This is a genomic window from Gemmatimonas sp. (genome assembly GCF_027531815.1).
Lineage (GTDB): Bacteria > Gemmatimonadota > Gemmatimonadetes > Gemmatimonadales > Gemmatimonadaceae > Gemmatimonas.
Genome location: NZ_JAPZSK010000012.1, coordinates 18,286 through 39,776, shown reverse-complemented (window position 1 = coordinate 39,776; position 21,491 = coordinate 18,286). Strand labels below are relative to the sequence as shown.

The 21,491-nt window shown below is 69.2% G+C and carries 16 protein-coding genes and 1 pseudogene; 12 read left to right on the top strand and 5 right to left on the bottom strand.

The window, feature by feature from the left end:
- Positions 1 to 68: 68 nt before the first annotated feature.
- Complete coding sequence (gene gcvP / locus O9271_RS14965) at positions 69 to 2,975, bottom strand: aminomethyl-transferring glycine dehydrogenase (protein WP_298271353.1); 2,907 nt, start codon at positions 2,973 to 2,975, stop codon at positions 69 to 71.
- A 133-nt stretch (positions 2,976 to 3,108) separates the two neighbouring features.
- Between gcvP and O9271_RS14960 the strand changes: the two genes are divergently transcribed.
- From O9271_RS14960 to O9271_RS14930, 7 genes are read left to right on the top strand one after another with little or no spacing between them, the layout of a single operon-like run.
- Positions 3,109 to 3,960, top strand: coding sequence for a hypothetical protein (locus O9271_RS14960; protein ID WP_298271350.1), 852 nt, complete (start codon positions 3,109 to 3,111; stop codon positions 3,958 to 3,960).
- Between the two features lie 56 nt (positions 3,961 to 4,016).
- Positions 4,017 to 5,729, top strand: a complete 1,713-nt coding sequence (locus O9271_RS14955) for a peptide ABC transporter substrate-binding protein (protein WP_298271347.1) — start codon at positions 4,017 to 4,019, stop codon at positions 5,727 to 5,729.
- 11 nt (positions 5,730 to 5,740) lie between these two features.
- Positions 5,741 to 6,739 carry an ABC transporter permease gene (locus O9271_RS14950; protein WP_298271344.1) on the top strand — a complete coding sequence of 333 codons (999 nt, stop codon included), beginning with the start codon at positions 5,741 to 5,743 and terminating at the stop codon, positions 6,737 to 6,739.
- Entirely contained in the window at positions 6,736 to 7,641 is a 906-nt protein-coding gene (locus O9271_RS14945; protein ID WP_298271340.1) for an ABC transporter permease, read from the top strand. Before O9271_RS14950 ends, O9271_RS14945 begins: the two co-directional genes overlap by 4 nt.
- Positions 7,638 to 8,687 (top strand): ABC transporter ATP-binding protein, encoded by a 1,050-nt coding sequence (locus O9271_RS14940; protein ID WP_298271338.1) that lies wholly within the window; start codon positions 7,638 to 7,640, stop codon positions 8,685 to 8,687. The genes O9271_RS14945 and O9271_RS14940 overlap by 4 nt, the downstream gene beginning before the upstream one ends.
- On the top strand, positions 8,684 to 9,727 hold the full coding sequence (locus tag O9271_RS14935) for an ABC transporter ATP-binding protein (protein ID WP_298271335.1): 1,044 nt from the start codon (positions 8,684 to 8,686) through the stop codon (positions 9,725 to 9,727). Before O9271_RS14940 ends, O9271_RS14935 begins: the two co-directional genes overlap by 4 nt.
- Entirely contained in the window at positions 9,724 to 11,253 is a 1,530-nt protein-coding gene (locus tag O9271_RS14930; RefSeq protein ID WP_298271332.1) for a peptide MFS transporter, read from the top strand. The genes O9271_RS14935 and O9271_RS14930 overlap by 4 nt, the downstream gene beginning before the upstream one ends.
- A 381-nt stretch (positions 11,254 to 11,634) precedes the next feature.
- Here the strand turns inward: O9271_RS14930 and O9271_RS14925 are convergent, their stop codons facing one another.
- The 3 genes from O9271_RS14925 to O9271_RS14915 all read right to left on the bottom strand — a co-directional run bounded on the left by O9271_RS14925 (position 11,635) and on the right by O9271_RS14915 (position 14,467).
- Positions 11,635 to 13,413 carry a hypothetical protein gene (locus O9271_RS14925; RefSeq protein WP_298271329.1) on the bottom strand — a complete coding sequence of 593 codons (1,779 nt, stop codon included), beginning with the start codon at positions 13,411 to 13,413 and terminating at the stop codon, positions 11,635 to 11,637.
- Positions 13,414 to 13,417: 4 nt separating this feature from the next.
- Positions 13,418 to 13,987, bottom strand: coding sequence for a hypothetical protein (locus O9271_RS14920; protein ID WP_298271326.1), 570 nt, complete (start codon positions 13,985 to 13,987; stop codon positions 13,418 to 13,420).
- 114 nt (positions 13,988 to 14,101) lie between these two features.
- The gene (locus O9271_RS14915; protein ID WP_298271323.1) at positions 14,102 to 14,467 is read right to left on the bottom strand and encodes a hypothetical protein; all 366 of its coding nucleotides are present in this window, start codon (positions 14,465 to 14,467) and stop codon (positions 14,102 to 14,104) included.
- Positions 14,468 to 14,608: 141 nt separating this feature from the next.
- On the opposite strand from O9271_RS14915, the gene O9271_RS14910 reads away from it, so the two are divergent.
- Complete coding sequence (locus O9271_RS14910; protein WP_298271320.1) at positions 14,609 to 16,609, top strand: glycosyltransferase family 2 protein; 2,001 nt, start codon at positions 14,609 to 14,611, stop codon at positions 16,607 to 16,609.
- 112 nt (positions 16,610 to 16,721) lie between these two features.
- Here the strand turns inward: O9271_RS14910 and O9271_RS14905 are convergent, their stop codons facing one another.
- Complete coding sequence (locus O9271_RS14905) at positions 16,722 to 16,937, bottom strand: hypothetical protein (protein WP_298271317.1); 216 nt, start codon at positions 16,935 to 16,937, stop codon at positions 16,722 to 16,724.
- A gap of 186 nt (positions 16,938 to 17,123) precedes the next feature.
- Here O9271_RS14905 and lipA point away from each other — a divergent pair, with 186 nt between their 5' ends.
- The 4 genes and pseudogenes from lipA to O9271_RS14885 all read left to right on the top strand — a co-directional run bounded on the left by lipA (position 17,124) and on the right by O9271_RS14885 (position 21,446).
- The gene (lipA, locus tag O9271_RS14900; protein ID WP_298271315.1) at positions 17,124 to 18,035 is read left to right on the top strand and encodes a lipoyl synthase; all 912 of its coding nucleotides are present in this window, start codon (positions 17,124 to 17,126) and stop codon (positions 18,033 to 18,035) included.
- Positions 18,036 to 18,077: 42 nt separating this feature from the next.
- Positions 18,078 to 19,067: pseudogene (gene pdhA, locus O9271_RS14895) on the top strand (pyruvate dehydrogenase (acetyl-transferring) E1 component subunit alpha); the annotation flags it as partial.
- Positions 18,955 to 20,091 carry a pyruvate dehydrogenase complex E1 component subunit beta gene (locus O9271_RS14890; RefSeq protein WP_343213925.1) on the top strand — a complete coding sequence of 379 codons (1,137 nt, stop codon included), beginning with the start codon at positions 18,955 to 18,957 and terminating at the stop codon, positions 20,089 to 20,091. The pseudogene pdhA and the gene O9271_RS14890, both read left to right, overlap by 113 nt.
- 23 nt (positions 20,092 to 20,114) lie before the next feature.
- Positions 20,115 to 21,446 carry a dihydrolipoamide acetyltransferase family protein gene (locus O9271_RS14885; RefSeq protein ID WP_298271310.1) on the top strand — a complete coding sequence of 444 codons (1,332 nt, stop codon included), beginning with the start codon at positions 20,115 to 20,117 and terminating at the stop codon, positions 21,444 to 21,446.
- Positions 21,447 to 21,491 lie beyond the last annotated feature (45 nt).

Here is a 21,491-nt window from a genome sequence, read left to right as displayed (position 1 = left end):
GAGGGCCCCGGAGCGTCATGCTCCGGGGCCCTCGGGCGTTGCTGGCGCGGGACCGCCAGCAGCGCTGCTCACGCCGACGCCGGCGCGTACTCCTCGATGGGCGGACAGGCGCACACCAGGTTGCGATCGCCAAAGGCGCTTTCCACGCGACGTACGGTGGGCCAGAACTTGCGCTCGCGGGTCCACGCCGTGGGATACGCCGCCTGCTGACGCGTGTACGGGTGCGCCCACGCATCCGCCGTGCAGTGCGTTGCCGTGTGCGGCGCGTTCTTGAGCACGTTGTCCTCACGATCGGCCTCACCGCGCTCGATGGCCGCGATTTCCTCGCGCATGCCGATCATGGCCTCGATGAAGCGATCGAGTTCGGCCTTGCTTTCGCTTTCCGTGGGCTCGACCATGAGCGTGCCGGCCACCGGGAAAGAGAGCGTGGGCGCATGGAAGCCGTAGTCCATGAGCCGCTTGGCCAGATCCTCCGCCTCGATGCCGGCCGCACCCTTGAGCGAACGCGTATCCAGAATGCACTCGTGCGCCACGAGTCCGTTCTGCCCACGGTACAGCACGGGATAGTGTTGCTCGAGCTGCCTGGCGATGTAGTTGGCGTTGAGGATGGCCACCTTGGTGGCATACGCCAGCCCGTCGCCACCCATCATCTTGATGTAGACGTACGAGATGGGGAGAATGCTTGCGCTCCCCCACGGCGCCGCAGATACCGGGCCGATGGCCGTGCTCACGTCGTGCGAGGCGATCACGGGATGGGTGGGGAGGAACGGGACCAGCTGCGCGGCCACGCCAATGGGCCCCATGCCGGGGCCACCGCCGCCGTGCGGGATGCAGAAGGTCTTGTGCAGATTCAGGTGACACACATCGGCACCCAGATCACCCGGACGCGACACCCCGACCATGGCGTTCATGTTCGCGCCGTCCATGTACACCTGGCCACCGTGCTCGTGGATGATGGCCGTGATCTCCTTGATGCGCGCCTCGAACACGCCGTGCGTGCTCGGGTAGGTCACCATGAGCGCGCCGAGGTTGGCCGAATGCTGTTCGGCCTTGGCGCGCAAATCATCCACGTCGATGTTGCCGTCGGCATCGGTCTTCACCACGACGACGCCGAAGCCTGCCATGACCGCCGAGGCCGGGTTCGTGCCGTGCGCGGACTGCGGAATGAGACACACCGTGCGGTGCGCCTCGCCGCGCGCCGCGTGGTAGGCGCGAATGACGAGCAGCCCCGCGTACTCACCCTGCGAACCCGCATTGGGCTGCAGCGAGACCCCGGCGAACCCGGTCACTTCGGCGAGGTCGTGCTCGAGCTCACGGAACAGCTGCGCGTACCCTTCGGCCTGGGTGCGCGGCGCGAACGGGTGCAGCTGCCCGAACTCCGGCCACGTGACCGGAATCATCTCGGCGGTGGCGTTGAGCTTCATGGTGCACGACCCCAGCGGGATCATGCCGTGCACGAGGGAGAAATCCCTGGCCTGCAGCGCGTACATGTACCGCAGCATTTCGGTTTCGCTGTGGTACCGGTGGAACGTGGGGTGCGTGAGGAACGGCGCCACGCGGCGGAACCGCTCATCGTAGCGCGTGTCCACCTCGGCGGCGACGTCGGCGTAGCGGAAGTCCACGGCCGCGCCCGAGTTGAACACCTGCCAGAGGTCGGCGACGTCCTGCTCCGTCGTCGTCTCGTCGACCGACACGGTAAGGGTCCCGGGCTCCAGCACACGCAGGTTGAGACGATGCGCGTCGGCCGCCGCGAGGATGTCCTGCTGCCCGTGCGCCCCGACCTCGACGCGAATGGTGTCGAAGTACTGCTCGTGCGTGATGGCAAAGCCCAGGCGCTCGAGCCCCGCCGCCAGGGCGCCCGCGCGCGCATGCACCCGCTCGGCGATCTGCGTGAGGCCGGCCGGGCCGTGATACACCGCGTACATGCCCGCCATGACCGAGAGCAGCACCTGCGCCGTGCACACGTTGCTGGTGGCCTTTTCGCGGCGGATGTGCTGCTCGCGCGTCTGCAGTGCCATGCGCAGCGCGGGCGCGCCCTCCACATCACGCGACAGCCCGATGATGCGCCCGGGCAACAGCCGCTTGTACTCGTCGCGCGTGGCAAAGAAGGCGGCGTGCGGGCCACCGTAGCCCATGGGCACGCCGAACCGCTGCGAGTTGCCGACCACGATGTCGGCCCCCCACTCGCCGGGTGGCGTCAGCAAGCAGAGCGCGAGCAGGTCGCTCGCCACGATGGCCATGGCCCCCACCGCATGCACCTGCTCCGTGAGCGCGCGATAGTCGACGATCGCGCCGTCCGTGCCGGGATATTGCAGCAGCACGCCGAAGACGCGCTCGGTGACGACGAACTCGCGCGCGTCGCCCACCGCGACGGTCACCCCGCGCGCCGCGGCCCGCGCAGCCACCACGGCAATCGTCTGCGGATGGCAGTCGGCCGCCACCAGCAGCACGTTCTTGGTCGCACTCCCCTTGGCAGCGAAGGCCAGCGCCATGGCCTCGGCCGCCGCCGTGCCCTCGTCGAGCAACGAGGCGTTGGCAATCTCCAGCCCGGTGAGATCGACCACCATGGTCTGGTAGTTGAGCAGCGCCTCGAGGCGCCCCTGCGCGATCTCGGCCTGGTACGGCGTGTATGCCGTGTACCAGGCGGGATTCTCCATGATGTTGCGCAGGATCACATTGGGCGTATGCGTGCCGTAGTAGCCCATGCCGATGAACGAGCGATACACCTGATTCCGGGCTGCGATCTGCCGCAACGAGGCCAGCACCTCCGCTTCCGAGCGCTCCGGCCCGGTGTTCAGCGTGCCGCGAAAGCGGATCTGCTCCGGGACCACCGCGTCGATGAACGCGTCGAGCGAGTCGTAGCCGAGCGCGGCGAGCATTTGCTGCTGCTCGGGAACACTGGGACCGACATGTCGCGGAATGAACGAATCGACCGCGGCGACCGCGGGCGAGATGGTGCGGGGGGCCATGACCATCCTCGGAAGAAATCGGGCAACGCCACTCGGAGCCGGTCCGTGGTGGCGACGGAATACGAACGGGTGCGGGGCGCGGCACCGGCATGGCGCCGATGTCTGCGCGATATCCCTCAGCCTCGGTAATTTAACGCCGATGCGCAGCGACCGAACGTCGGCCGCGCCCGATCGTTCCCGGGCGCAGGTACAGGGAAGCGGGTCCAGACCGGACGCCCGACTCCCCCGCCACTGGGAGTGGTGGGAGGACGGCGATCACGACGGCGTGACCAACATGGCCACCGACGACGCGCTGCTGGCCACGGTGCGGGCGGGCGAGGGGATCTGGCGCTGGTATGGGTGGGCGCAGCCGACCGTCTCGTTCGGCCGCAACGAGCGGGTGGTAGGGCGTATCACCCCCGCCTGGCTCGCCGACGCGGGGCTGGCTGCCGTGCGGCGGCCAACCGGTGGCCGGGCGCTGCTCCACGCGCGGGAGCTCACGTACAGTGTGGCGATGCCGTGGCCGCAGCCGCTCTCCTGGCGCCTGGCGTATGACGCCATCAACACCGTGCTGCGTGATGCCCTGCGGTCCCTTGGGCTGCCAGTGGAGTTCTCCGCCGGGGGCGTCCCGATGACGCCCGACGGGCCTGTGTGTTTCGACCACCCCGCGGCCGGCGAACTGAGCGTCGCGGGAGGCAAGCTCGTGGGCAGCGCCGTCTGGCGCCACGGCGACGGCTACCTGCAACATGGCAGTATCCTCCTGGAAGACGTGCAGGCGCAGCTCGCGCCGGTCAGCGGCAGCAACGCGCCACCGCCGGCCGCCGCGGCGCTCCGCCCCCTGCTCCCCGGCCACGACGATGACGCGCTGCGCCAACGCACCTATGCCGCCACCCGTGAACGGCTGCAGCGGGTGGGTGACGTGACGCCGTTCGTCGCGTCCGACGCCTGGACGGCGCTGCTGGCTGCGCACCGTTCCCGGTTCGCCGATCCCACATGGCTCTGGCGCCGGTAGCGGGCACCGCCCATCCTATCTTTCGGCGCCACCTCTTTCCGCTCTCACCCGCCGTGATGCCCCTCTCGCTCCGTCCCACTCGCGCGCAACGACGGCGACTGCTGCTGGCGGCCGCGGTCGCTGCGCTCGCCGGGCCGACCGCCTGCAACGGAGATCGCCGGCCCGACGCGCGCACCACCAGCGATGTGGGCGGCACCCTCGTCGTGGCGGTCCCGGCCGAGCCAAACACGCTGTTTCCGCCGCAGGTGACTGGCACCCAGGGGGGCGCCGTCGTCAGCGCGCTCTTCGACCGACTGGCGGAGATTGGTCCCGCGCTCGAGACCTACGGCGACGCCGGCTTTCAGCCGCGATTAGCCACCTCGTGGCGCTGGGCGGCCGACTCCCTCTCGATTGCCTTTGCGCTCGACAGCACCGCCCGCTGGCACGACGGCGCTCCCGTACGCGCCGCCGACGTGGTGTACACCTATCGCGCCTACACCAGCGACAGCATTGGCGCCGAACTGCGATCGGTGCTGGGCAACATCGACTCGGTGACCGCGCGCGATGTCCGCACGGCCGTATTCTGGTTCAAGCGTCGCCTGCCCCAGCAGTTCTACGACGCCACGTACCCCATGTACATCCTGCCGTCGCACCTGCTCGATTCCATTCCCATGGCGCAGGTGGGGCGCGCACCGTTCGCGCGACGGCCGGTGGGCACGGGACGATTCCGCTTCGTGCGGTGGGATGCCGGACAGCGCATCGAGGTGGTGGCCGACACGACCAACGCCCGTGGACGGGCCAAGCTCGACCGTGTCATCTGGAGTTTCACCCCCGACATCGGGGCGGCCACGGTGCGCCTGTTCGCCGGCGAGGCGGACTTCCTCGAGATGGTGCGCGGCGAAAACCTCGCGCAGCTGGCACAGACGCCGTCGCTGCGCCTCGTGGTGAATCCCGCCTTCGCGTACACCTTCCTCGGCCTCAACCAGCGCGATCCGGCTGACACCACGCGCCCGCATCCCGTCTTCGGTGACTCGCTCGTGCGCCGCGCCCTCGCCATGGGGGTCGATCGCGAGCGCCTGGTGCGCAACGTCTTCGACTCGCTCGGCGTCGTGTCGCTGGGTCCGGCGCCGCGGGTGCTCATGCCCGATACGGCCGCCATTCGCCAGATCCCGTACGATCCCGCCGGCGCGCGCGCGCTCCTCGACTCGGCGGGGTGGCGTGACACCAATGGCGACGGCGTACGGGAGCGCAACGGCCGGTCGCTCGCCTTCGAGATGCTGGTGCCGAACATCAGTGTCACCCGGCAGCGCTTCGCGGTGCTGCTGCAGGAGCAGTTCCGGGGCATCGGCGTCAAGGCCACACCGCTGCAGCTGGAAGTGAACACGTTCATGGAGCGCACCGCGGCGCTGGGCTTCGACGCCTCACTGAGCGGCTGGGCCACCAGCCCCGGGCTCGTGGGCGTTCGTCAGACCTGGATGTCGACGGGGGCGAGCAACGAGGTGCGCTATCGTAACCGGACCTTCGATGCGCTGGCCGACAGCGCGCTGTCGAGCTTCGATCCGGTACGCAGTCGCGCGTACTGGACCCGGGCGTTTCAACTGGCCGTGAACGACGTGCCGGCGATCTGGCTGTACGAGCAGCGCGTGCCGGTGGTGATGCACCGGCGGCTCATCGTGCCGCCGCTGCGGGCCGACGGGTGGTATGCCGACCTCGCCGAGTGGCGGGTCGATCCGGCACAGCGTCTCGATCGCGACCGCATCGGCCTGCGCGCCCCTGGAGGCTCGCGCTGACCACCGGCCGGATGCGCCTGGGCGCGCGCATGCTGCAGGGGGCCATGGCAACGTTCGCGGCGGCGACGTTCGCCTTCGTGTGCCTGCAACTCGCGCCGGGCGATCCGCTGACCGCGCTGGGCGAAGGAGTCCCCGCCACCGTGCGCGCCCAGTTGCGCGAGATCTACGGGTACGACGCCCCGCTCGGCGTGCAATATCTGCGGTGGCTGGCGGCTCTCGTCCAGGGCGACCTGGGATGGTCCACGCTCCAGCAGCGCCCCGCGCTCGATGTCGTGCTGGATGCCCTGCCCAACAGCCTCATGCTCGTCGTCCCGGGGCTGCTGCTCGCCCTGCTCGCGGCTTCGGTCGTTGGCGTGTGGCAGGGCATCCATGCGCAGCGACCGCTCGATCGCGTGCTCACGATCATTGTGTTCGTGCTGTACGGTCTGCCCGAATTCACCGTGGCGCTGTTTCTGCTGCTGCTGTTCAGCGTCATCTGGCCGGTGCTGCCGAGTGGCGGTCTCGTGAGTGATCTGCACGCGTACCTGCCGGCCGGCGAACGGCTGCTCGATCGGCTGCGGCATCTTGTTCTGCCGACGTTCGTGGTCGCGCTGATCGACGCGGCCACGCTGACGCGCATTCAGCGCCAGAGCATGCGCGATGTGCTGCACGAACCCTTCGTGCGCACGGCGTTCGCCGCCGGCCTCTCACCGGGGCGCGTGTATCGGCAGGCGTGGCGTGCGTCGGTGCCGCCGGTGCTCACCGTCTTCGGCATCCTCGTGCCCATCAACATGCTGGGCGTGGTGTTCGTGGAGCAGGTGTTCTCGTGGCCCGGCCTGGGTCTCACCATGCTCAACGCCATTAACGCGCGCGACTACCACGTGGTCGCGGGGTGCGTGCTCGTGCAGGGGCTCGTCATTGCGCTGACCACGACCGTCATTGACCTGTTGCGTGGTGTGGCCGACCCGCGCGTGGCGGCCGATACGCCACGCCCCGCGGCCGGCGCGCGCCCCAACGCGGCCACGTCATGATGTCGCCCTCGGCCGGTTCCGGCACCTCGTCGCGCCCCCTGCGTACGGGAACGTGGCTGCTGGCATCGCTGGCAGGCGTGGCGCTGGTGGCCCCATGGCTCGCCCCGTACGAGCCCAACCTGCCGCTCGACCTGCTGGCCCTCAAGAATCGTCCGCCGTCGCTGGCGCACCCGTTCGGCACCGATCCCTACTCGCGTGACGTGCTCAGCCGCGTACTTGCCGGTACCCGGGTATCGCTGGGGTTCGCGCTCAGCGCCGTCGCCATCGCGCTCAGCGTAGGCACCGCGTACGGGGCCGCCATGGCGTTCGCGTCGACGCGGGTGAGCACCCTGCTGGCACGCCTGCTCGACATTGCCTTCTCCGTGCCCCGACTGCTGGTGCTGCTTGGTGTGCTCGGCGCGGTCGGGCCGATGGGCCTTGTGGCACTCGTGCTGCTCACGGGGCTGACCGGATGGTATGCGGTGGCGCGTCTGGTGCACGACGAACTGCGCGCACTGCGCGCACGGGAGTTCACGCTCGCCGCTGCAGCCACCGGCATACCGACGCGAAGGCTGTTGCAGCGGCATCTGCTGCCACATCTCGCCCCGATGCTGCTCACCCTGGCCGCGCTCAACATTGCCGGGACGATTGGCATCGAGGCCGGATTGAGCTTTCTGGGGCTCGGCATCCAGCCGCCGGCCGCAAGCTGGGGCAACATCATTCGCGACGGCGTGGGACTCATGCAATCGCAGTGGTGGCTCACCGTTTTCCCGGCTGTGTGCATGCTGCTGCCCGTCCTGCTCTGCAACGCGATGGGTGACGCCTTGCGCGACCGCTTCGCGCCGGTCCAGTTTGCCGGGAGCGCCCCCGGTTCGGCTGTCCTGCCCGGGTCGTCGCGCGTCCCCTCCGCCAGTCCCCCGTGACCTCTCCCTCCGCCGAACCCACGCGCGAACAGGCGCTGCTCGAGGTGCAGTCGCTGCAGGTGGCGTTTCCCGGCGCGACCGGGGCCGTGCATGCGGTGGACGGCGTGTCGTTCACCGTGGCCGCTGGGGAAACGGTGTGCCTTGTCGGTGAGTCGGGGTGTGGCAAGTCGCTCACGGCGCTGTCCCTGTTGCGGCTCGTGCCGCCGCCGGGGCGCATCGAGCCCGGCACGCAGATTCGTTTCAGCGGGCATGACCTGCTGACGCTCGAGGAGCGTGCGTTGCGCCGGGTGCGTGGCCAACAGTTGGCGATGATCTTTCAGGAGCCCTCGACGGCGCTGAACCCTGTGCTGACCGTCGGCGATCAGATTGCCGAAGTGGTGCAGGTGCACACCGGCTGCCGTCGCGCGGAGGCGTGGTCGCGCACGGTCGACATGCTGACCCAGGTGGGAATCGCCGACGCCGCCGTGCGGGCGAGACAGTATCCGCATGAGCTGTCGGGGGGGATGCGGCAGCGTGTCATGATCGCCATGGCGTTGGTGCTCTCGCCGCAACTCGTGATCGCCGACGAGCCCACCACGGCCCTCGACGTCACGATCCAGGCGCAGATTCTGGAGCTGCTGCGCGATCTGCGCGCGCGCACCGGCATGGCGTTGCTGCTCATCACGCATGATCTGGGCGTGGTGGCGGAGATGGCCTCACGGGTGATCGTGATGTACGCGGGGCGTATCGTGGAAGAGGCACCGGTGGCGGCGCTGTTCGCGGCACCGCAGATGCCCTATACCGAAGGCTTGCTCGCGGCGATGCCTCGGCTCGACGCGGTACCGGGCGAGCGGCTCGCGACCATTCCCGGCACGGTCCCGTCGCCGGACGACGTGCCCGGCGGGTGCACCTTCCGCGACCGCTGCGCGCACGCCTGGGACCGTTGCGCGCGGGAGGAGCCAGTGCTGTACCAGGTGGGGCCGGCGCATCGCGCCCGCTGTCACCTGGTGCAGGAGCCCGACCGTCGCCGGCACGCTCTGCCGGTGGCCGAGGTATCGCGCCCGTGAGCGCCGAGCGTTCGGCGGCGGCGGAGACGCCTGGGTACACGACCTCCGGGGCGCCGCTCCTGACGGTGCGTGGGCTCACGAAGCACTTCCCCATCCGACGCGGTCTCCTGCAGCGCGTCGTGGGCGCCGTGAAGGCGGTGGACGATGTGTCGTTCGCGGTCTACCGGGGAGAAACGTTGGCGCTGGTGGGCGAATCGGGGTGCGGCAAGACCACGACCGGGCGCGCGCTGCTGCGCCTCGTGGAGCCGACGCGTGGCGAGGTGCATTTCAACGGCACCGATGTCCTCGCGCTTCAGGGCGAGTCGCTGCGGCGCATGCGGCGCCACATGCAGATCGTCTTTCAGGATCCCTACAGCTCCCTCAATCCGCGTCTGACCGTGGGCGAGGCCATTCGCGAGGGGCTCATTGTGCACGCACTGGCCGAAGGCGCCGAGGCCGATCGCCGCGTGGCGCGCCTGCTCGACGAGGTGGGGCTGCGCGCCGAGCATGCGACCCGCTACCCCCACGAGTTCTCCGGTGGCCAGCGTCAGCGCGTGGGCATCGCGCGCGCCCTGGCGGTGGAACCCTCGTTCATCGTCTGCGACGAGCCGGTATCGGCGCTCGATGTGAGCGTACAGGCGCAGGTGGTGAACCTGCTGCGCGACCTGCAGCGTGATCGCGGGCTGTCGTATCTGTTCATTGCGCACGATCTGGCGGTGGTGTCGCACATGGCCGATCGCGTGGCCGTGATGTACCTCGGCCGCATCGTGGAGCTCGCGTCGCGCGCCGCGCTCTTTGCCGCGCCGCGCATGCCGTATACGCAGGCCTTGCTGTCGGCGGTGCCCATCCCCGAGCCCGGTGCCGTGCGCCGGCGCATACTGCTGCCGGGCGAGCCGCCGTCACCGGCACACCCGCCGTCCGGGTGCGTGTTTCATCCCCGCTGCCCGCATCCGCGCAAGGATGCGGCGTGCAGCCGCATTGTGCCGCCCCTCGAAGAGAAGGCCCCCGGCCACTTCGTGGCGTGCATCAAGGAACCCTCCACTTCAGTCCCCACCCCGTGAGCACCGCCGTCACCACCGATCGTTCCTTCTTCGGACATCCGAAGGGATTGGGCCTGCTTTTCGCCACGGAAATGTGGGAGCGCTTCTCGTACTACGGGCTGCGCCCCCTGCTCGTGCTCTTCATGGCGGCCGCGCTGAATGAGGGCGGGTTCGGCCTCGAGCGCACGCAGGCGTCGGCCATCGTGGGCATCTACGCGGCCAGTGTCTACCTGGCGTCGCTCCCCGGCGGGTGGATTGCCGATCGGTGGCTGGGATTGCGGCGCGCCATTCTCATCGGCGCCGTGCTCATCACCGGCGGGCACCTGGCCATTGGCGTGTCGGGTTTTGCCGGCGCCCGTCTCGGCACCGTGTTCTTCTTCCTGGGGCTCGTGCTGATCGTGCTGGGCACGGGGCTGCTCAAGCCCAACATCTCCGCGATCGTGGGTGACCTGTATCCGGAAGGGGGCGCTCGTCGCGACGCCGGGTTTTCGATTTTCTACATGGGCATCAACACCGGGGCCTTCGTTGGGCAGCTCGTCACCGGCTATCTCGGTGAGCGCGTGAGCTGGCACTGGGGCTTCGGCGCGGCCGGCGTGGGCATGGCGCTCGGCCTGCTGAGCTTCTGGCTGTTTGGCAAGAAGCTGCTGGGGACGATCGGTGAGGACATCGTGCGCAACCCCGATGCGGCGGCGCAGGCGAAGCAGGAGTCGCTGGTGCGTACCAGCACCTACGGGGGGCTGGCGATCCTCGCCATCGTGTTTGCCCTCGCCGCCAGCGGTGTCGTGGCGCTCGATCCGCAGCAGATCGGCGGGTGGATGACCTTCGTGCTGGTTGGTATCGCGGTGGCGTTCTTCGGCTACATCTTCGCCTTTGGCGGCCTCACCGGTGATGAAAAAAAGCGCAGCGCGGTGATTTTCGTGCTGTTCGTTTTCGCCGCGATCTTCTGGGCGGCGTTCGAACAGGCGCCCACGTCGCTGCAGCTCTTTGCCAACGACTTCACCGATCGTGCGATGTTCGGGTTCGACATCCCGGCCACGTGGTTTCAGTCGGTGAACTCGCTGTTCATCATCATCTTCTCTCCCCTCTTCGCCGCCCTGTGGGTAGGGTTGGCCAAGCGGAACATCGATCTGTCGAGCCCCACCAAGTTCGCCATGGGGCTCGCCTTCGCCGGCCTCGGCTTTCTGCTCATGGTGTTCGCCGCCAACAAGGTCGTGGCCAGCGGTGGTTCGGTGCTCGTCTCGCCCTGGTGGCTCATCATGAGCTACATGTTCCAGACGATCGGGGAGCTGTTCCTCAGCCCCGTGGGACTGTCGTCCATGACCAAGCTGTCGCCGCGGCGCTATGTGGGACAGATGATGGGCATCTGGTTCCTCGCCACCTCGGTAGGCAACCTCGTGGCCGGCCTCGTGGGCGGGCATGTCGACCCATCGAAGCTCGAGCAAACCCCCGCGGTGTTCAGCGGCACCGCCATTGCCCTGTTCGTGAGCACCGCCATCCTGCTGGCGATGGTCGTGCCCATACGCCGCATGATGACCTCCGTGAAGTAGAGAGTGGCTTGGCGGCCCACCACGCGGGGAACGACGCGCGATCGACGACGCGTTGGCAACGACGCGTTGGCACGAACGCGTTGGCAGGGACGCATTGGCACCAACGCGTGGCCACGCAAACGGATACGCCGGGAACAACGCCGGGGAACGACGGGGGGCGACCTGGCTTCGCCTCGGTCGCCCCGCGTGGTTGCCCGCGTGGTTGCCCGCGTCGTTGCCCGCGTCGTTGCCCGCGTCGTTGCCCGCGTCCCCATGCGTTGCTGCCAACGCGTCCACGCCAACACGTGGGTGCCAACGCGTTCGTTCCAGCGCGTCGTCGATCGCGCGTAGTTCCCCCCGCGTAGTTCCCCCCCCCGTAGTTCCCCCCCCCGCCAGCCTCCCTCAGGGCCAGGTGAACAACGACGTCGGCGCCGTCCGTTCGCGGCTGCGCTCCACGTCGGGCGTGTCGCGCCAGAACGTGCGGCTGCGATCGAGGCCGGTCACCCGCACTTCCAGCCGCTTGCGCGGATCGTTGCTCACCGGCACGGCCACGTCGAGCCGCCACAGCCGGCGGGAACGGGGGGGCACGGCGGCCAGCAGGGATATGCCCACGGCGCCGCGCCACGGCGTATCGATGGCATAGGGCACCGAGCGCTCCGCCCACAGACGCCCCGCTTCGGCGAATCCGGCAAGGCCCACATCAGCCACATTCAGGCGTGTGGGAACCACCAGCCGCTGCTCGGCGCGAAAGACCAGCCGGCGCGCTCCCGGATCGGTGGACAGGCGATGCCCCAGCAGTCCGCCCTCGCGATCGGCCAGCGAGAGCTGCAGCGGCGCCTGCATGCGCCGCCCGGTTGCCCATTCGGCTTGCAGCACCGTGGTCTGCCGCACCGCCGGGCGGAAGTACCAGGCCGCCCGTCCGCTGCCGATGACATTCTCCCACCGCTTGCGGTCGAGGCTGTAGCGCGCTTCGGTGATCCCTTGCGCCCCCGCGAACCATTTCTCGCCGCCCCAGCCGAGGTAGATGTTGGTGGCCAGAAACCGGTCGCGATCCACCGCCGGTCCCACGGGAATGGAGTGCCCCGCCGCCACGCCCGCCTGCACCCCCACCCGGATGTCCTGCGCGCCGGTGAGGGCGTCGAAGCCCTGCACGCGCACGAACCGGAGGGCGCGAAAGCCCAGCAGCACGTTGGCGCGCATCACGTTCTGGCGCAGAAACGGCGGAACGGGCGTCCCCAGCGTATCGGGGAACACGCCCTCGCGGGTCAGCAGCAGCGACCCCGAATCGGTACGCTCCTCTTCGCGGGTGAGCAGCAGCCCGAGCAGCTTGAGGCGCCCCACCGGCCCCACGCGCGCGAGGCCACCCACATTGGCGAAGGCGCGGCGCACGTTCACCGCGTTCATGGGCAGATCGCCGCGCAGAAAGCGCAGCGGCTCACGGGTGCCACCCACCGATCCGATCCACGCCAGACGCTGCAGGTCCGTGTAGAAGGGACGCACCACCTGCATCTGCATGCGCTGCCCGAACGGCTCACGCCGGGCCTCGAGGCGCAGTTCATCGCGCCCGCCGAGGAACTGATAGTCGGTGTACTGCACGCCCAGCACATCGTTGTAGGCCAGCCCGTCGCGCCACTCCACGGCCGCCTGCGTGGCGTTCCCGGCCAGGTTGGTCTCCCCCAGTCGAATGCCGCGAAAGATGGGTGACGACCCACGAATGAGAGGCTCGAACATCAGACTGAAATCGTCACGCGTCTCCACCTCGAGGCGTACGCCCCCCTGTTCGTCGTCGTAGGCGCGAATGCGGGCGTCCACGAGGTACGGCTGCGCGCGCAGGATGCGCTCCGACTCGGCGCGCTTGATCTGGTTGCACGGCTCGCCAACCTTGAGCAGCAGGAATCGGCGGACCACATCATCGCGGGTGTTGACGTGCAGCGCACGCACCGTGCGGCGCACCCACTCCAGGTCACGCGGCAGTCGGTCGGTGAAGGGCGGCTGGGTGATGACCACGATGTCGCTGATCACCTGACCGGAGCATCCGGTCACCGGCAACCGTCCCTGACTGGAGACGGGCGCCGCTCGCACACTGTCGGTTCGCGTGATCTGCTGCGCCTCGAGCGTCGGCACCACGAAGGACAGCGCGAACACGGCGCTGCGCCATCGCAGCCCCCGTTGCCTCAGCATGCCGTCAACGTCCGAACTGCTTCTTGAGCTCGGCCAGACGGGCTTCCGCATCGGCCTCCCGCTCCACACGGGAGCGGCGTGCCGGGGCACCCGACGCCAAGGGATCGACCGTCGCGCCGGGGTCCTCATGGGTGAACAGCGCCTGCACTTCGCGGGCAGCCGCTGCGTCGGGGCTCTCTCCTCCAGGGGCCACGCCGGAGAGGATCTGGCGCAGGTCGCTGCTCATGGCCTCGTATTCCCGCTCGGCGAGCGCCAGCTCCTGCTGCTGCGCCATGCGTTTCGTTTCCAGCACCGCCACCCGCTCGGCGTGCTGTGCCGCGAACCGCTCGGCAATCGCCACGGTTTCCTGATCACCGATGTCAGCGGCGAGCGACTGCCGACGACGCACCGTTGCCAGCTCGCCTTCCTCGACGCGCAGTCGCTGTTCGGTCGTGGCCAGCGCCGCGCGCATGTCGTTGATGGCGAGCTTGGCATGCACCATGGCCTCGCGCATTCCCTGCCCCATCCGACGGCGTTCGTCGGGATCGAGGCGGGAGGAGAGGGCCCGGAGGGAGTCGCGGAGCTCGTCGAACATGCGCGTAAGCTAGGGGACGAAGCGCTCAGCCGCGATACGCCAACGGTGCCGCGCGCGCGACGGGTCGCCGGTCACCGGGGGCCACGGCGGGCGATCGCGACCACGCCGCACGGGTCAGCAGTCCGGACCCACGTCCCGCGGAACGAGGTCACGCACCTGCCGCATGAGCCGTTCGGGGGTGTGCACGGGCGGGAACAGCAGGCGATCACTGACCAGATTGAGCGCCACGCGGACCGCCCCGACTTGCTCGGCCGCCGTGGCGAGCACCGGCCCCAGCCCATGCTCGTTCGCCAGCCGACGGTGGGCCGCCAGGCGGAAGCCCCGCGGTCCCATCGACTCGAAAGAGCGACAGTCAGGGACGCCGCGTGCGCGCGCGACGAGACGCACGGCCAGATGGGCATCGGCGCGCTGCAGGCGGGCGTGGGTATTCGCGAGAAGGAGGCACGAGTCTCCGGACGCGTGGGTCTTCGTGGCGCGCATCACGCCACGCTGCAGCCGGCCGGATACCGCGTCCCGCCGCACCGGAGCCCCTTCCCTGTTATTATCGGACGCAGACCAGTACGCCAATGTGTCGGTGGTCCGCCGCCGTGCACCCGCCCGTTCGTCCCTCGCACCCGACCCGTGCTCTACCTCGCCATTCCTGCGCACAACGAAGTGGCCACCATTGGCGTGCTGCTCTGGCGGCTCCGCACGGTGCTCGCCGAGTTTCCGCGCGAGTACGAGGTGGTGGTATACGACGATGCCAGCACCGACGACACGGCCGCGGTGGCCGAGCAATACGAGCGCGCCATGCCCGTGTCGGTGCTGCGCGGGCGCAGTCGGCTGGGCTATGCGGGCGCGGTGGACGCCCTGCTGCGGCACGTGGCCACCCTGACGCGCTATCCGCGTCGGGATGCAGTGCTGTTGCTCCAGGGAGACTTCACGGATCCGCCGGTCGTCGTGCCGGAATTCGCCCGCCGCTTCGAAGGGGGCGCGGATCTCGTGGTGGGTGAACGCCTCACGGTGGCCGACGCCCCCACCGCCGTGAAGCGACTCTTCAAGTACGGCCACTGGGCCATGCGTCCCTTCGTGAAGGTCAGCGGCGTGGCCGACCTCACGGCATCGATGCGGCTGGTCCGCATTTCGGCGCTGCGCGAGGCCATTCGCGTGGCGGGCTCGTCACCGCTCGTGAGCGGCGACAGCTGGACGGCCAACGCCGACCTGCTGCTGCGTCTCGCGCCGCATGCGCGGCGGGTGGAGTCGGTCCCCCTGGAGCCCACCTTCGGCGTGCGCATGCGCGACACGCGCCGCGTGGCCATGGCCGACACCATCAGCGCGCTCAAGTGGGCGTGGGCCTCGCGCGGCCGTCGCGCCGTCGTGGGCTCCTCACCGGCCGAGACCGGTCCCGACGAGCGGCGCGCTCCCCGGCAGGGGGGCAAACGCCGCGACGAGCCGGAACTCTCCGTGGAGCGCATCCGGGAAAAGGTGCGCGAGCGGGACGGGTCGAGCGGCATCGACGGGGAAGCGCCGGAGGTGCGCCGTGGCCGTCGTGATCGCGGCGAGCGTTCCGAGCGGGGTGACCGTACGGCGCGGGCGGAGCGGCCTGGGCGTGGCGACCGTGGCCGTGAGCGGCGTGAAGCCCGCGAGCCCCGTGAAGCCCGCGAACCGCGTGAGCGTACCCGCACGGCGCGTGCGGACCGTGCGGCCGAGGGGCGATCGGGCGCGCCGAGGGAGGCGGAGACAATGCGACCGTCCCGCAAGCGCGAGGAGCCGAGGTCGCCGGTCACCGATCCCACGCGATCGCTCGACGATCCCTTCGCCGCGCCGGTCCGGCGCGAGGCGCCGGGGGCGAATGCCCCGGGCGAGACGGCGTCGCTGCCGGTGCCCGCCGCCAGCAGCGCCGCTCGCCCGCCGGCAAACGACACGCCCGACGAGACGGTCAGCAAGGAGCAGGTCGTGCTCCGGAACGAGGAGGCCGTGCGTCCACGCGCCGAGTCGCGGCGGGCCGGCGTTGACGAGCCGGGCGAAATCGAAGGTGAGAGCGATATCGAGAGCGACGGCGTCGGCGACAGCGACAGCGACAGCGAGACCGACAGCGAGACCGAGCTTGGCGCCGATGGCCAGCCGCGGCGCAAGCGGCGCCGGAACCGCCGCTCGCGGCGGGGGCGTCGTCGCAAGAACGGCGAGGTCGGCGGCGCAGGTGAGGAGGAGGGGGAGGGGGAGGGGGAGGGGAGCGAGCGTACACAAACGGGCGACGGAGCCGGGCAGGTGAACGGCGTCGCCCCGATGACGGTGAACGAACCCGTGCGCTTCTCCCCGGGTGACCACATCGACGGGGAGCCGGTTGCCCCGCGGCGCCCGCGGCGCCCGCGCCGAACGCCCGCGCCGGTGGACGGCGACGAGGCGACCCTCGAGGCGGCCGGTGGGTTTGATGACGGCGATGACGGGGACGACGGCGATGACGACGTCGCCGGCGTGGAAAGCATGTCGGAAGGGGCCCCGCGTCCTCGGCGGCGGGGACGCCGCGGGCGCCGCGGTGGAGCCCGACGGTCGCGCGGCCGCAAGGATGGTGGCGACGGCAAGGGCAGCGGCCCCGCCGGCGACGACGGCGCCGGCGATCGCGCCGCCGGCGGGAACGACTGAGCGACTGAGCGAGCCACCGGCAGGTAGGGACCAAACGCACAACGGGGCGACCAGCCTTTGACTGGTCGCCCCGTTGTCATGTGCCGGCCAGGTGGGGCACGCGCCCCCCACGTCAGCTCCGGATGGCCCGCTCGATGCGCTCCGCCGTGGCCGGGCTGACCAGCCGCAGCAGGAAATACACGACCGCCCCGAGCAGCAGCACCTTGAGGGCCAACCCGACCAGCCAGAAGAGCAACGCCACCAGCGGCCCGAGCAACCCGAAGACGAGCTTGAGGGCGACCAGCCCGGCCAGGGCGACGAGACCGACAGTGAACAAGGTGCGGAGCATACACGCCTCAGCGCGGTTGAAGGATTCTTTTCTCTCTACGATCACGCACCATTCCCGGTTTCGACCAGTGTCGATTTCCTGCTATTTCAGCTTAGGGGGTTATGCGAGTGTTTCCGGAAATGGTGCACGGAACTAGCTTCCCCGGTTCACGTCCCGGGACCACCCCCGGGCAACACCGTGCCGCAAATGGCTGAGCAGCTGGTACAGATCATGGGGCGCCACCGCCGCGATCCGCTCCCCGAGCGGAAGCCGCAGTGGCTCAAGGTCAAGGCGCCGGGCGGAGAGAACTACATCCGCCTCAAGCACATGATGAAGGAGCTCAAGCTCCATTCCGTGTGCGAGGAGGCGCATTGCCCCAACATCGGCGAGTGCTGGCAGCACGGCACGGCCACCTTCATGATTCTGGGCAGCGTCTGCACCCGCAACTGCGCGTACTGCGCCGTGGCGCACGGCAAGCCGCCCGAGTACGACATCGAGGAGCCGCACCGGGTCGGGGAGGCGATTGCCCGCCTGGGGCTGCGCCACGCCGTCATCACCTCGGTGGATCGCGACGACCTCCCCGACTTCGGCGCCTACATCTTCGCCGAAACCATTCGGCAGATCCACCAGCGCCTCCCGGACTGCTCCGTGGAGGTGCTCGTGCCGGACTTCCAGGGGAACGTGGACGCCATCCGCACCGTCCTCGAGGCACGGCCGGAGATCTACAATCACAACACCGAAACGGTGCCGCGCCTCTTCAAGAAGGCGCGCCCCGGGGGGCGCTACGAGCGGGTGCTCGAGATCTTCCGCACCGCCAAGCGCCTGGCCCCCGACATCCCCACCAAGACCGGCATCATCCTCGGCCTCGGTGAGACCAACGAGGAAGTGGTCGAGGTCATGAAGGATCTGCGGGCGGTGGACGTGGACATCCTCACCCTCGGCCAGTACCTGCGCCCCTCCGACGGGCACATCGAACTCGACCGGTACGTCACGCCGCAGGAGTTCCGCGACCTGTACGAGGTGGGCATGCGCCTCGGCTTCAAGCATGTCGAGAGCGGTCCGCTGGTGCGGTCCAGCTATCACGCCTGGGAGCAAGTCCAGGCGGCGTCACTCGCCTGACCACGCAGCCCGCACCACCCAACACTCCCCTCTGTTGTTCCGATGCCTCCCAAGAAGAAATCCGACACCCAGGTGACCGTGAAGACGGACCACACCGCCGCGCTGCACACGGAGCTGCTCTACAGCATGCTCCTGCAGCGCCGCTTCGAGGAACGCTGCGCCGAGATGTACGCGATCGGCCGCATCGGTGGCTTCTGCCATCTGTACATCGGGCAGGAAGCCGTCTCCACCGGGTTCATTTCCCTGCTCCGCCCCGACGACTACATCATCACCACCTACCGGGACCACGGGCAGGCGTTGGCGCGCGGCATGACGCCGCGGGCCGTGATGTCGGAACTCTTCGGGCGTCAGGACGGCTGCGCGAAGGGGAAAGGCGGCTCGATGCACATGTTCGACAAGCAGCTGGGGTTCCTCGGCGGCCATGGCATCGTGGGTGGGCATGTCCCCATCGCCACCGGCGTGGGGTTCGCCATCCGCTACCGCGGCGGCGACCAGGTCATCGCCTGCTTCATGGGCGAGTCGGTGGTGAACACCGGCGCCTTCCACGAGGCGCTCAACATGGCGGCGCTCTGGAAGCTCCCCTGCATCTTCATCATCGAGAACAACCGCTACGGCATGGGCACGGCCCTCGAGCGCGCCTCCTCGATTCACGACATCTACAAGCGCGGCGCCTCGTACGACATGCCGCGTGACGTGGTCGACGGCCAGGACGTGCTGGCGGTGCGCAAGGCCGCCGCCGAGGCCATCGAGCGCGCGCGCAAGGAGAGCATGCCCACGCTGCTCGAAGTGCGCACCTACCGGTTCATGGGCCACTCCATGTCCGACGCGGTGAGCGGTACCTACCGCACCAAGGAAGAGCTGGAGCAGTACCTCAAGCGCGATCCCATTGCCCTGCACCGCCAGCGCATGGAAGACGCCGGTGAAATCACGGCGGCCGAGGTGGCCGCGATGGACGACGAGATCAGGAAGATCGTCCAGGACAGCATCGACTTCGCGGAAGCGAGCCCGGAGTTGCCGCTCGAGGCGCTCATGGAAGACATCCTCGTCGAAACCACGAGCTGAGACCGCCACGACCATGCCAGTAATCACGTATCGCGACGCCCTCAACCAGGCGTTGCGCGAAGAGATGCACCGCGACGACCGCGTCTTCCTCATGGGCGAGGAAGTCGCCGTGTACCAGGGTGCCTACAAGGTGTCCAAGGGGCTGCTGCAGGAGTTCGGCGAAATGCGCGTGGTGGACACCCCCATCACCGAGCTCGGCTTCGCCGGGGTGGGCGTGGGCGCCGCCATGTGCGGCCTGCGTCCCATCATCGAGTTCATGACGTGGAACTTCGCACTGCTCGCCATTGATCAGGTGGTGAACGTGGCGGCCAAGATGCTCTACATGTCGGGCGGCCAGTTCCCCATGCCCCTGGTGTTCCGCGGGCCCAACGGCGCCGCGCTGCAGCTGGCGGCGCAGCACTCGCAGGCGTTCGAGTCCTGGCTGGCGCACATCCCCGGCCTCAAGGTGGTCGCGCCTGGCACGCCTTACGACGCGAAGGGGCTGCTCAAGGCGGCCATCCGCGACGACAACCCGGTGTGCTTCCTCGAAGGCGAGATGCTGTACAACACGAAGGGCGAGGTGCCCGACGAGGAGTACGTGATCCCGCTGGGCAAGGCCGACCTCAAGCGCGAGGGCGAGCACTGCACGCTCATCACGCACGGCAAGATGGTGCTCGTGGCCATGCAGGCCGCCGACCTGCTGGCCAAGGAAGGGATCCGCTGTGATGTGGTGGATCTCCGCACCATTCGCCCCATGGACGTGGATGCCATTGCCGAATCGGTGCGCAAGACGAACCGCGCCGTGGTGGTCGAGGAAGGATGGGAGCTGTGCGGCGTGGGCGCGCAGGTGGTCGACTATGTGCAGCGGTACTGCTTCGATCATCTCGACGCGCCGGTGCTGCGCGTGCATCAGGCCGACGCGCCCATGCCGTACACCAAGAGCCTCGAAAAGGCCGCCAAGCCCGACGTCCCCAAGACGATCGCGGCGGTGAAACAGGTTCTCTACCTCGACTGATCGTTCACCCTACAGGCGACCACATGGCGACCAAAGTGATGATGGAGGCGCTCTCTCCCACCATGGAAGAGGGGCGTCTCGTGAAGTGGGTGAAGAACGTCGGCGACGTCGTGAAGAACGGCGATACCCTGGCCGAGGTGGAGACCGACAAGGCGATCATGGAGCTCGTCGCGCGTGGCGACGGCATCCTACGCGCGCGCCTCATCGAGGAGGGCGCCACGAGTCCGGTGGGGGTGACGATCGGGGTCATTGCCGCCGCCGACGAGGACATCTCGGCGCTGGCCGGCGGCACGCCGGCCGTCGCCCCCACGGAGGCGCCGTCGGAGCAGCCCCAGGCCGTGCCCGCCAGCGCTATGCCGGCGCCGCCGGTGGAAGCCAGGGAGCATGCGCATCCGCCCGCCGGCACGGCGGAGCACACCCCCGCACCCGTACCCGGCGGCCCCGTGCGCAGCTCGCCGCTGGCGCGACGCATTGCCGCCGAGAAGGGGCTCAATCTCCAGGCCATCAGCGGCACCGGCCCGGGCGGTCGCGTGATCAAGCGCGACATCGAACAGGCGGCCGCCTCCGTGGCCTCCGCGGCAGCTCCCGTCGCGGCAGCTCCCGTCGCGGCCGCTCCGCGCCCCAGCGCCTCCGTGCCTCCCAGCGCCACGACGACGGCTCTCCAGATCGACGGCGCGTTCAAGGATGTGGCGCTGACGCAGATGCGGAAGACCATTGCCCGCCGCCTCGGCGAGAGCATTGGCCCCATCCCCACGTTCTTCCTCACGTCGGAGATCGACATGACGAACGTGGGCACGCTGCGCGAGCAGATGGTGGCGGCGGGCGACCAGTTCAAGGTCTCGGTGAACGACATTGTCATCAAGGCGGTCGCCATCGCGCTCACGCGCCATCCGGAAGTCAACGCGCACTGGATGGGCGACAGCATCCGCTACTTCAGCGCGGCGCACGTGGGCATGGCGGTCGCGACCGACGACGGACTCATCGTGCCCGTCATCCGCGACGCGCACCTCAAGGGGCTCGGCACCATCGGCAGGGAAGCGCGCGATCTCGCCAAGAAGGCGCGCGAGCGCAAGCTCACCCCGGCCGACTACAGCGGTGGCACCTTCAGCGTGTCCAACCTGGGGATGTTCGGCATCGACCAGTTCACCGCCATCATCAACCCGCCCGAGGCCGCCATTCTCGCGGTGGGCGCCACCGAAACCAAACCGGTGTGGGAGAACGGCCAGTTCGTGCCGCGGCAGAAGATGCGCGTCACCATGAGCTGCGATCATCGCATCATCGACGGTGCCGTGGGGGCGAAGTTCCTGCAGACGCTGCGGCAGTTGCTGGAAGCGCCCATGATGATGCTGTTCTAGGGCGACCCTTCTGCTGACGACGCCGTCGACAGCCGGTCGGAATTG

Coding starts and splice junctions, on each gene's coding strand:
- gcvP (WP_298271353.1), bottom strand. CDS start 2,975: ATGGTCATGGCCCCCCGCACCATCTCGCCCGCGGTCGCCGCGGTCGAT.
- O9271_RS14960 (WP_298271350.1), top strand. CDS start 3,109: ATGCGCAGCGACCGAACGTCGGCCGCGCCCGATCGTTCCCGGGCGCAG.
- O9271_RS14955 (WP_298271347.1), top strand. CDS start 4,017: ATGCCCCTCTCGCTCCGTCCCACTCGCGCGCAACGACGGCGACTGCTG.
- O9271_RS14950 (WP_298271344.1), top strand. CDS start 5,741: ATGCGCCTGGGCGCGCGCATGCTGCAGGGGGCCATGGCAACGTTCGCG.
- O9271_RS14945 (WP_298271340.1), top strand. CDS start 6,736: ATGATGTCGCCCTCGGCCGGTTCCGGCACCTCGTCGCGCCCCCTGCGT.
- O9271_RS14925 (WP_298271329.1), bottom strand. CDS start 13,413: ATGCTGAGGCAACGGGGGCTGCGATGGCGCAGCGCCGTGTTCGCGCTG.
- O9271_RS14920 (WP_298271326.1), bottom strand. CDS start 13,987: ATGTTCGACGAGCTCCGCGACTCCCTCCGGGCCCTCTCCTCCCGCCTC.
- O9271_RS14915 (WP_298271323.1), bottom strand. CDS start 14,467: ATGCGCGCCACGAAGACCCACGCGTCCGGAGACTCGTGCCTCCTTCTC.
- O9271_RS14905 (WP_298271317.1), bottom strand. CDS start 16,937: ATGCTCCGCACCTTGTTCACTGTCGGTCTCGTCGCCCTGGCCGGGCTG.
- lipA (WP_298271315.1), top strand. CDS start 17,124: ATGGCTGAGCAGCTGGTACAGATCATGGGGCGCCACCGCCGCGATCCG.
- O9271_RS14885 (WP_298271310.1), top strand. CDS start 20,115: ATGGCGACCAAAGTGATGATGGAGGCGCTCTCTCCCACCATGGAAGAG.